The organism is Streptomyces atriruber (assembly GCF_001418325.1).
GTDB classification, from domain to species: Bacteria; Actinomycetota; Actinomycetes; order Streptomycetales; family Streptomycetaceae; genus Streptomyces; species Streptomyces atriruber.
Genome location: NZ_LIPN01000583.1, coordinates 535 through 2,901, shown reverse-complemented (window position 1 = coordinate 2,901; position 2,367 = coordinate 535). Strand labels below are relative to the sequence as shown.

Below are 2,367 nucleotides of genomic sequence, written 5' to 3'. Positions count from 1 at the left end.
GTGCCCGCAGTTGGCGAGCCGCACCTCGCCGGGCGCGAACTCGGCGAAGAGCGCGGTGACGAAGTCCTCGGGGCCGAGCACCGGGGAGATCCGGGCGTCCACCGTCCGCACCAGGTCGGACAGTTGGGGCGTGACGTAGACCCGGTCGCGGAAGGCGCCGATGACCTCGGCCGTGATCCGCAGCGTCGTCAGATCGTGGCCGCACACGTCCCCGATCAGCACCCGGAGGCCGTACGGCGTGTGCGCGATGTCGTACACGTCGCCGCCGACCGTCGCCCCCTGGACGGGGCAGTGGTGCTGCGTGCACACCTCCACCCCGCCGAGGCGCGCGGCGACGGGGCGCAGGATCGCCCCTTCCGCCGCCCGCGCCACCTCGGTGACGCAGGCCAGGGCGGCCGTGTCCGACGCGTGCCGGGCGGCGGCGCGGACGGTGAGGACGCTGCCCGCCGTCAGGACCAGGAAGTCCAGGAAGAAGTGCGGCGTGGCCGTGAAGCCGTGCGCCGCCCAGACCGCCGGCGCGAGCAGCACGGCCCCGCAGGCGACGGCGGCCGTCTGCCGGACGCCGAACCGCACGCAGGCGGCCAGCGGGGCGAGGAGCAGCGCGGCGGCCGCGGGCGTCCAGAGCCCCGCGAGCACGCCGGGGGCGGCGAGGGCGGAGCAGACGACCCAGGGCAGTGCGCGGTCGGCGCAGGCCCTCCGTCGCTCACGCCACCCCTTGAGGATGGCCATGCGCAGGCCCCCCTGACTCTCCGTAGCCCCGCTCGGTGAACGGCCACTATGGCCGAAAGACCGTGGCTGCACGGCCCGATGTCCGGAGCAGGTAGGCCGATGACCGGTGATGATCTCCTCGTGCCGACTTTTGCGCGCCCTGCCCATGGCATCACTCATGTCGGGTCAATCCCGGGGCAATCGCGACTCCTCCACACCGGAGAGGAGCACACTGTGCGACGTGAATCTCCCCTCCGAGACGACGAGTTTCGTCGGGCGTTCGGTCGAACTGCGCGCCGTCCGTTCCCTGTTGGAGTCCGACCGTCTGGTGACCCTGACCGGCGTGGGCGGCGTGGGCAAGTCACGGCTCGCACTGCGCGCCGCCCGGCGGGCGGAGGAGCACTTCGCCCACGGGGTGCGGCTGGCCCAGCTGGCCCCGCTGCGGGAACCGTCCCTGCTCGCGCAGGTCCTCCTGGAGGAGCTCGGCCTGGTCGACAGGACCGCCGGGCCCGCCGAGGAGGTCGTCACCCAGTGGCTCGCCGACAAGGAGCTGCTGCTGGTGCTCGACTCGTGCGAGCACCTCGTCACGGCCTGCGCCGACATGGTGCGGACCCTGCTCGACGCCGCCCCGGGGCTGCGCGTCCTGGCGACCAGCCGCCAGCCCCTCGGCATGCTCGACGAGCGGTGCTTCGAGGTGGACCCCTTGCCGGTGGTCCCTCCGCCCCTGGGCGCCGACATGGCGACCGGGTGCGGCGACGCGCTGACGCTCTTCACCGACCGGGCGGCCGCGTCGGCGCCCGGACTGACGCTGGACGGCGCACGGCGGGCCTCGGCCGCCACCGTCTGTCACCGCCTCGACGGCATCCCGCTGGCCATCGAACTGGCGGCGGCCCGGCTGCCCGGCCTCTCCGTCGAGGAGCTCGCCGACCGGCTGCAGTACCGCTTCGACGCACTGACCACCCGGGACGGGAGTCCGCGCACCGCCCCGCCGCGCCATCAGACGCTGCGCACCGCCATCGGCTGGAGCCACGAACTGTGCGAGCCGCTGGAGCGGCTGCTGTGGGCCCGGCTGTCGGTGTTCAGCGGCGGCTTCGACACGGACGGCGCCCGGGCCGTGGGCGCGGGCGGCCCGCTCCCGGCCGACGAGGTCGTGCGGGCCCTCCACGGTCTGCTGGCCAAGTCCCTCGTACGCTGCCGGGTGGACGACACGGGCACCGCGCGGTTCAGCATGCTGGACACGGTGCGGGAGTTCGGCGCGCAGTGGCTGCGCGAGCTGGGCGAGGAGCACAAGGCGCGGTGCACGCACCGGGACTTCTACCGCGACCTGGCGCTGCGGGCCGACGCCGAGTGGCTGGGGCCGCACCAGGTCGCCTGGTACGCCCGCCTGTCGGCCGACCACACCAACCTCCGTACGGCGATGGACTTCTGCCTCACCGAGGGGCACGGACGCACCGCCCTGGAGATGGGCGGGGCGCTGTGGTTCTTCTGGTTCGCCTGCGGGTTCCCCCGGGAGGGCAGGCACTACCTGGGACGCGCGCTCGCCCTGTGCCCCGGGCCGGCCCCCGAGCGCGCCAAGGCCCAGTGGGCGTACGGTCTCGCGGCCCTCGGGCAGGGTGATCTCGATGCCACGCGGCGGCTCGCGTACGCGCTGCGCGAGAC

Annotated in this window: 2 protein-coding genes; one reads left to right on the top strand and one right to left on the bottom strand. The window is 74.4% G+C overall.

From position 1 onward, the window contains the following. Window positions 1-729 (bottom strand): PP2C family protein-serine/threonine phosphatase (locus AOK03_RS38835; protein WP_157869209.1); only part of this gene is annotated, 729 nt, incomplete at its 3' end. A 220-nt stretch (window positions 730-949) separates the two neighbouring features. Here AOK03_RS38835 and AOK03_RS42985 point away from each other — a divergent pair. Beyond that, a partial coding sequence (locus AOK03_RS42985) for an ATP-binding protein (RefSeq protein ID WP_425264452.1) occupies window positions 950-2,367 on the top strand: 1,418 nt, incomplete at its 3' end.